We start from the raw sequence: 7,807 nt of genomic DNA on the forward strand, positions 1-7,807 counted from the left end.
GCCCCTCCTCGGAGGCGCGGGCCGTCGCCCGTACCCAAACCCTCATCAAGGGCACCGGCGGCATCGGCACGGTCCGTAAGACCACCCTCCCGGGTGGTCTGCGGGTCGTCACCGAGACCCTGCCCTCGGTGCGCTCCGCCACCTTCGGCATCTGGGCACACGTCGGCTCCCGCGACGAGACCCCGTCCCTCAACGGCGCCACCCACTACCTGGAGCACCTGCTCTTCAAAGGCACCGGCCGCCGCTCCGCCCTCGACATCTCCTCCGCCCTCGACGCCGTCGGCGGCGAGATGAACGCGTTCACGGCCAAGGAGTACACGTGCTACTACGCACGCGTGCTCGACACCGACCTGCCGCTCGCCATCGACGTCGTCAGCGACATGCTCACCGGCTCGCTGATCCTCGAAGAGGACGTCAATGTCGAGCGCGGCGCGATCCTCGAAGAGATCGCCATGACCGAGGACGACCCGGGCGACTGTGTGCACGACCTGTTCGCGCACACCATGTTCGGCGACAACCCCCTCGGCCGCCCCGTCCTCGGCACGGTCGACACGGTCAACGCCCTCACCGCCGACCGCATCCGCCGCTTCTACAAGAAGCACTACGACCCCACCCACCTGGTGGTCGCCTGCGCCGGCAACATCGACCACAACAAGGTCGTACGACAGGTCCGCGCGGCCTTCGACAAGGCGGGCGCCCTGAAGGAATCCGCCGGCGAGCCCATCGCCCCGCGCGGCGGACGGCGCAGCCTGCGCACCGCCGGCCGCGTCGAGCTGATCGGCCGCAAGACGGAACAGGCCCATGTCGTGCTCGGCATGCCCGGCCTCGCCCGCACCGACGAGCGCCGCTGGGCCCTGGGCGTCCTCAACACCGCGCTCGGCGGCGGCATGTCCTCCCGCCTCTTCCAGGAGGTCCGCGAGAAGCGCGGCCTGGCCTACAGCGTGTACTCGTACACGTCCGGCTTCGCCGACTGCGGCCTGTTCGGCGTCTACGCCGGCTGCCGCCCCTCGCAGGTCCACGACGTGCTGAAGATCTGCCGCGACGAACTCGACCACGTCGCCGAGCACGGTCTGTCCGACGAGGAGATCGCGCGGGCCATCGGCCAGCTGCGCGGCTCCACGGTCCTCGGCCTGGAGGACACCGGCGCGCTGATGAACCGTATCGGCAAGAGCGAGCTGTGCTGGGGCGAGCAGATGTCCGTCGACGACATGCTGCTGCGGATAGCCTCGGTGACCCCCGACGACATCCGCGCGGTCGCCCGCGACATCCTGGGACAGCGGCCCTCGCTGTCGGTGATCGGCCCGCTGAAGGACAAACAGGCCGCCCGGCTGCACGACGCCGTCGCCTGAGCCGTATGCCGTCGCCCGACCCCCGTATCCGGTAAGGAAGCACAGAAGATGAGCAAGCTGCGCGTGGCGGTCCTCGGCGCCAAGGGCCGGATCGGCTCCGAGGCGGTACGGGCGGTCGAGGCCGCCGAGGACATGGAACTGGTCGCCGCCCTCGGCCGCGGCGACTCACTGGAGGCGCTCACCGCGTCCGGCGCCCAGGTCGCGGTCGAACTGACCACGCCCGACTCGGTGATGGCCAACCTCGACTTCTGCGTCGGACACGGCATCCACGCGGTCGTCGGTACGACGGGCTGGACCGAGGCCCGCCTGGCACAGCTGCGGGACCGGCTCGACAGCTCACCGGGGACCGGCGTGCTGATCGCACCCAACTTCTCCATCGGCGCGGTCCTGACCATGAAGTTCGCGCAGCTCGCCGCCCCGTATTTCGAGTCCGTCGAGGTCGTGGAACTGCACCACCCGAACAAGGTGGACGCCCCCAGCGGCACCGCCACGCGCACCGCCCAGCTCATCGCCGAGGCCCGCGCCAAGGCGGGCTCGGCCCCCGCCCCGGACGCCACGGCCACGGCCCTGGAGGGTGCCCGGGGCGCCAGCGTCGACGGCGTCCCGGTCCACGCGATCCGGCTGCGCGGCCTGCTGGCGCACCAGGAGGTCCTGCTGGGCGGCGAGGGCGAGACCCTCACCCTCCGCCATGACTCCCTGCACCACAGCAGCTTCATGCCGGGCATCCTGCTGGCCGCCCGCCGCGTGGTGACCACTCCGGGCCTCACCTTCGGCCTGGAACACTTCCTGGACCTGAGCTAGGCCGTACGACCGTCATGCGCGCGAAGCTCTCCTACGCCCTCACGGCCGCCGTCCTGGTCTTCTACTTCGTCCTGGTCGGCAGCCGGGCCGTGCTGCTGATCAAGGCCGGCACGCTGCTCACCGTCACCCTCGGCATCGCGGTGCTGATCCTGCCGGTGATCGGCGTGTGGTTCCTGTGGCAGAACACCCAGTTCGTCCGCAAGGCCAACGCCCTCGCCGTCCAGCTCGACGCCGAGGGGGGCCTGCCCGTCGACGAACTGCGCCGCCTGCCCAGCGGGCGCGTCGACCGGGACTCGGCCGACGAGGTCTTCGCCCGCCGCAAGGCCGAGACGGAAGCCTCCCCCGACGACTGGCGCACCTGGTTCCGCCTCGCCGTCGCCTACCGCGACGCCCGCGACACCCCCCGGGCCCGCAAGGCCATGCAACGGGCGATCACTCTGCACGAGGGGGTACGGGGGGTGGGGTGAGGGCGAGGGCACGCCTGGACCGCGGCAACCGGCGGGGCGCCGCACGTGCGACACGACAGGGCCCGGTCCGACACGCACTCGGACCGGGCCCGCCCCGTTCACCCGCAGACGGCGTGCCTACCGGCTCAGCCCTTCCGCCCGTACTCGTCGGCCCAGACCTCCACCGAGTCCGCCGCCCGGTCGAAGGCCTCGACCCGGGCCAGGAAGTCGGCGTTGTGCGTGGTCATCAGGGTCGGCGTGCCGGTGGCCGACCGGTCGTTGCGCACCAGCACCAGAGCCTGGCCCTGCACTGTGCGCGGAAGCCCGAGCCACCGCACCGGCTGCTGCACCGTCCGTACGGAGCCGATCTTGTGCCACGGCACCGTACGGGTGAAGACGAAGCGCACATGCCGCAGCCCATGGGCGCTCACCCACACGCCCGAGCGCAGCAGCCGCAGCGCCACCGCGATGAGCACCAGCGCGATGCCGAACACCACCGCGGCACCGGACAGCGTGCCCGTGAGCGCGATGATGACGGCCGCGAACAGTACGTAGGAGGCGAGCAGCAGCCACAGGGCGGCGATGCCGACCCGCCAGGGTCCGGGGCGGTAGGGCCGCCGCCAGCGGTCTCGGTCGTCGAACGGCAGCGCTGTGTCGTCCGTCGTGTCGAAGGCACGCTCGGCCGTCAGGAAGGGCAGGGGCACGGCTGGTCCTCACTCGTCCATGCATGGGCTGTGCCCGGTGAGGCTATCGAGCCGTGTCGCGGCTCACCACCCTAGGGGGCCCGGATGGGGTCAGTGGCCCCTCGATGCCTGCTCAGGGGGGGGCTCAGCGAGGGCTCAGCGCCCGTCCGTCGCCTGTGACTGCTGCGTCGGGGTGGCCGAGCGGTCCTGCTCCAGCGCCGGCATGCCGACGACCAGGGAGCCGATGAGAGCGGCGACGATGGTGAGCCCCAGCAGCGAGCGCCCGGCTATCTGCCCGGCCGAAGGACGGGCACGCGGTGGGGGAGTGACATTGCTGCGGAAACTGTCGGCCTCGGCGAGGAAGGCGAAGGGTACGGGCTCGCGCCGGCGGAACATGGGTGGCGCTTCTCCTCTCGGGCTCGCATCTCGACGTACGGCACTCGGCGCTCGGATCCCAGTGGTTCGAACGCGTCACGCTCACCCATACAGACGAGCGAACGGACCGGAAAGTGCCCCCAATCACCGAATTGGCAGAAGTTCGCAGAAGTTCGCCGACGGTGACCCAGATGTCGTGCCCGGTGGTGAACGACCGGTTGTCAGTGCCGGGCCGTAGAGTGGGCGCCGCCCGAGTGAAGTGGATGGAAGGGACCCTCCGACCGTGACCGACAGCCCCGCCGACGCCCCCCGGGACGCCCCGGATCTCAAGCCGAGCTTCCGCGGCGACGTCACCGTCGAGCTGGTCAAGCACACCGCGTCCGACGCGGACGTGCTCTTCGCCGCGCGCGTGTCGACCGCGGGCGAGAAGTCCCTGGACGAGCTGAAGAAGGACCCGGAGCGCTCCAAGGGCCTGATCAACTACCTGATGCGGGACCGGCACGGCAGCCCGTTCGAGCACAACTCGATGACGTTCCTGATCAGCGCCCCGATCTTCGTCTTCCGCGAGTTCATGCGACACCGCGTGGGCTGGTCGTACAACGAGGAGAGCGGTCGCTACCGCGAGCTGGAGCCCGTCTTCTACGTCCCCGACGAGTCCCGCAAGCTGGTCCAGCAGGGCCGCCCGGGCAAGTACCGGTTCGTCGAGGGCACCCAGGCCCAGCAGGAGCTGGTCGGCCGCGTCATGGAGGACTCCTACCGTCACTCCTACGAGGCGTACCAGGAGATGCTGGCCGCCGGCGTCGCCCGCGAGGTCGCCCGCGCGGTCCTCCCGGTCGGCCTGTTCTCATCGATGTACGCCACGTGCAACGCGCGCTCGCTGATGCATTTCCTCGGCCTGCGCACCCAGCACGAACTGGCCAAGGTCCCCTCCTTCCCGCAGCGCGAGATCGAGATGGTCGGTGAGCTGATGGAGGCCGAATGGGCCCGGCTGATGCCCCTCACCCACGCCGCCTTCAACGCCAACGGCCGAGTCGCCCCGTGACCGCCCAGCTGTGCCGCACGCCCGCGCCCGCGCGGCACAGATGTCCTGACCCGCGGGTACAGATGTACGGATCAGCCGAGCGAAGTGTCCGTATTGCGGCATTTAGAGAAGTTCATCTAGCCTGATCAAACGGACCCGGCACTGCTTGAACCCCCGAGCAGGCAGTGCCGGGCTCCGTATTTGTCATGACGTATTTGACATCCCACGGGCAGACCGTGCCTTGAGCAGCGAGTAGCGTGTAACCCATGGCTCCGACCTCGACTCCGCAGACCCCCTTCGGGCGGGTCCTCACCGCCATGGTCACGCCCTTCACGGCGGACGGCGCACTCGACCTCGACGGCGCTCAGCGGCTCGCCACCCACCTGGTGGACGCAGGCAACGACGGCCTGATCATCAACGGCACCACCGGCGAGTCCCCCACGACCAGCGACGCGGAGAAATCGGACCTGGTACGAGCCGTACTGGAAGCGGTCGGCGACCGCGCCCACATCCTGGCGGGCGTCGGCACCAACGACACCCACCACAGCATCGAGCTGGCCCGCACCGCCGAGCGCATCGGCGCCCACGGCCTGCTCATCGTCACCCCCTACTACAACAAGCCCCCGCAGGAGGGCCTCCGCCAGCACTTCACGGCCGTCGCCGACGCCACCGAACTTCCGGTGATGCTCTACGACATCCCGGGCCGCAGCGGGGTTCCGATCAACACCGAGACCCTCGTCCGCCTCGCCGAGCATCCGCGCATCGTCGCCAACAAGGACGCCAAGGGCGACCTGGGCCGTGCCGGCTGGGCCATCGCCCGGTCCGGCCTCGCCTGGTACTCCGGCGACGACATGCTCAACCTGCCCCTGCTCTCCGTCGGCGCGGTCGGCTTCGTCTCCGTCGTCGGCCATGTCGTCACCCCCGAGCTGCGCGAGCTGGTCGAGGCGTACACCAGCGGTGACGTCCAGAAGGCGACCGAGATCCACCAGAAGCTGCTCCCGGTCTACACCGGCATGTTCCGCACCCAGGGCGTCATGACCACCAAGGCCGCACTCGCCCTCCAGGGGCTGCCCGGCGGCCCGCTGCGCGCCCCCATGGTCGAGTGCTCACCCGAAGAGATCGACCAGCTCAAGATCGATCTTGCCGCGGGCGGGGTACAGCTCTGACATCGGACTTCGCGAGGCATGGCCTCGTCACAGGCTTCACAACTGAATAAGCGGGCCACCGGTGCCCGCGCGGTCACAGAAGAAAACACAGAAGAAAACCGACCACGACAACTGCGTCTTGCACGAACGTCATGCGCGCCACGTGCCACACCGGTACGTGGCGCGCGTGGTGAGGAGAGTCTTTTGAGTCATCCGCATCCTGAACTCGCCCCGCCCCCGCCGCTCCCCGAAGGCGGCCTACGGGTCACCCCACTCGGCGGTCTCGGTGAGATCGGCCGGAACATGACGGTCTTCGAATACGGCGGCCGTCTGCTGATCGTCGACTGCGGGGTGCTCTTCCCCGAGGAGGAGCAGCCCGGAATCGATCTGATCCTGCCGGACTTCTCGTCCATCCGGGACCGCCTCGACGACATCGAGGGCATCGTCCTCACCCATGGTCACGAGGACCACATCGGCGGTGTTCCCTACCTCCTGCGGGAGAAGCCGGACATCCCGCTGATCGGCTCCAAGCTCACCCTCGCCCTGATCGAGGCCAAGCTCCAGGAGCACCGCATCCGTCCGTACACCCTTGAGGTGGCGGAGGGACATCGCGAGCGCATCGGCCCCTTCGACTGCGAATTCGTCGCCGTCAACCACTCCATCCCGGACGCGCTGGCGGTCGCCATCCGCACGCCCGCCGGCATGGTGGTGCACACCGGCGACTTCAAGATGGACCAGCTCCCGCTCGACGGCCGGCTCACCGACCTGCACGCGTTCGCACGCCTGAGCGAGGAGGGCATCGACCTTCTTCTCTCGGACTCGACGAACGCGGAGGTCCCGGGCTTCGTCCCGCCCGAGCGCGACATCTCCAATGTCCTGCGCCAGGTCTTCGGGTCCGCCCGCAAGCGGATCATCGTGGCCAGCTTCGCCAGCCATGTGCACCGCATCCAGCAGATCCTGGACGCCGCCCACGAGTACGGCCGCCGGGTCGCCTTCGTCGGCCGCTCGATGGTCCGCAACATGGGCATCGCCCGTGACCTGGGCTATCTGAAGGTACCGCCGGGCCTCGTGGTGGACGTCAAGACCCTCGACGACCTCCCGGACAGCCAGATCGTGCTGGTCTGCACGGGCTCCCAGGGCGAACCGATGGCGGCCCTGTCCCGTATGGCCAACCGCGACCACCAGATCCGCATCGTCGACGGCGACACGGTGATCCTGGCGTCGTCCCTGATCCCCGGCAACGAGAACGCGGTCTACCGCGTGATCAACGGCCTGACCCGCTGGGGCGCCAACGTCGTCCACAAGGGCAACGCCAAGGTCCATGTCTCCGGCCACGCGTCCGCGGGCGAGCTGTTGTACTTCTACAACATCTGCCGCCCGCGCAACCTGATGCCGGTCCACGGCGAATGGCGCCACCTGAGGGCCAACGCCGAACTAGGCGCTCTCACCGGAGTCCCGCACGACCGCATCGTCATCGCCGAGGACGGCGTCGTCGTCGACCTCATCGAAGGCAAGGCCAAGATCTCCGGCAAGGTCCAGGCGGGATACGTCTACGTCGACGGCCTCTCCGTCGGTGATGTGGGAGAGCCGGCGCTCAAGGACCGCAAGATCCTCGGCGACGAGGGCATCATCTCGGTCTTCGTGGTCATCGACTCCTCCACCGGAAAGATCACGGCGGGCCCGCATGTCCAGGCCCGTGGCTCCGGTATCGAGGACTCCGCCTTCGCGGCCGTCCTCCCGAAGGTCATCGAGTCATTGGAGCGTTCGGCCCAGGACGGTGTGGTCGAGCCGCACCAGCTCCAGCAGCTGATCCGCCGAACGCTGGGCAAGTGGGTCTCCGACACCTATCGCCGCAGGCCGATGATCCTGCCGGTGGTCGTGGAGGTCTGACGGACCGCCAGGATCCCGCCAGCGCATCACAACGAGCGGGGGGGGGGGGCTTTGGGGGGGGGGCCCCCCCCGCGACGCGTTAGGGGCCCCCCCCCCC

At 69.5% G+C, this 7,807-nt stretch carries 8 protein-coding genes; 6 read left to right on the plus strand and 2 right to left on the minus strand.

Annotated features, from left to right (window positions below):
• The 3 genes from ACFXAZ_RS38830 to ACFXAZ_RS38840 form a co-directional block, all read left to right on the plus strand.
• On the plus strand, window positions 1-1,349 hold a 1,349-nt coding region (locus tag ACFXAZ_RS38830), incomplete at its 5' end, for a M16 family metallopeptidase (RefSeq protein ID WP_384601602.1).
• A 48-nt stretch (window positions 1,350-1,397) separates the two neighbouring features.
• Window positions 1,398-2,150 (plus strand): 4-hydroxy-tetrahydrodipicolinate reductase, encoded by a 753-nt coding sequence (gene dapB / locus ACFXAZ_RS38835; RefSeq protein ID WP_384601605.1) that lies wholly within the window; start codon window positions 1,398-1,400, stop codon window positions 2,148-2,150.
• A gap of 14 nt (window positions 2,151-2,164) precedes the next feature.
• Entirely contained in the window at window positions 2,165-2,617 is a 453-nt protein-coding gene (locus ACFXAZ_RS38840) for a hypothetical protein (RefSeq protein WP_384601608.1), read from the plus strand.
• Between the two features lie 125 nt (window positions 2,618-2,742).
• Here ACFXAZ_RS38840 and ACFXAZ_RS38845 read toward each other — a convergent pair whose 3' ends face one another.
• Both ACFXAZ_RS38845 and ACFXAZ_RS38850 read right to left on the minus strand, forming a co-directional pair.
• Window positions 2,743-3,300 (minus strand): hypothetical protein, encoded by a 558-nt coding sequence (locus ACFXAZ_RS38845; protein ID WP_384601611.1) that lies wholly within the window; start codon window positions 3,298-3,300, stop codon window positions 2,743-2,745.
• A 135-nt stretch (window positions 3,301-3,435) separates the two neighbouring features.
• On the minus strand, window positions 3,436-3,675 hold the full coding sequence (locus ACFXAZ_RS38850) for a hypothetical protein (RefSeq protein ID WP_382690115.1): 240 nt from the start codon (window positions 3,673-3,675) through the stop codon (window positions 3,436-3,438).
• A gap of 262 nt (window positions 3,676-3,937) precedes the next feature.
• Between ACFXAZ_RS38850 and thyX the strand changes: the two genes are divergently transcribed.
• From thyX to ACFXAZ_RS38865, 3 genes are all read left to right on the plus strand, one after another.
• Window positions 3,938-4,696: an FAD-dependent thymidylate synthase gene (gene thyX / locus ACFXAZ_RS38855; protein ID WP_384601614.1), complete on the plus strand. Its 759-nt coding sequence runs from the start codon at window positions 3,938-3,940 to the stop codon at window positions 4,694-4,696.
• Between the two features lie 245 nt (window positions 4,697-4,941).
• Complete coding sequence (dapA, locus tag ACFXAZ_RS38860) at window positions 4,942-5,841, plus strand: 4-hydroxy-tetrahydrodipicolinate synthase (protein ID WP_384601617.1); 900 nt, start codon at window positions 4,942-4,944, stop codon at window positions 5,839-5,841.
• Window positions 5,842-6,024: 183 nt separating this feature from the next.
• Entirely contained in the window at window positions 6,025-7,710 is a 1,686-nt protein-coding gene (locus ACFXAZ_RS38865) for a ribonuclease J (protein WP_384601620.1), read from the plus strand.
• Window positions 7,711-7,807: the final 97 nt, after the last annotated feature.

The sequence above is a fragment of the Streptomyces sp. NPDC059477 genome (assembly GCF_042749375.1).
Classification (GTDB): Bacteria; Actinomycetota; Actinomycetes; order Streptomycetales; family Streptomycetaceae; genus Streptomyces.

Bases quoted from the DNA above. Each gene is read 5' to 3' on its own strand.
- dapB (WP_384601605.1), top strand. From the start codon at position 1,398: ATGAGCAAGCTGCGCGTGGCGGTCCTCGGCGCCAAGGGCCGGATCGGC.
- ACFXAZ_RS38840 (WP_384601608.1), top strand. From the start codon at position 2,165: ATGCGCGCGAAGCTCTCCTACGCCCTCACGGCCGCCGTCCTGGTCTTC.
- ACFXAZ_RS38850 (WP_382690115.1), bottom strand. From the start codon at position 3,675: ATGTTCCGCCGGCGCGAGCCCGTACCCTTCGCCTTCCTCGCCGAGGCC.
- dapA (WP_384601617.1), top strand. From the start codon at position 4,942: ATGGCTCCGACCTCGACTCCGCAGACCCCCTTCGGGCGGGTCCTCACC.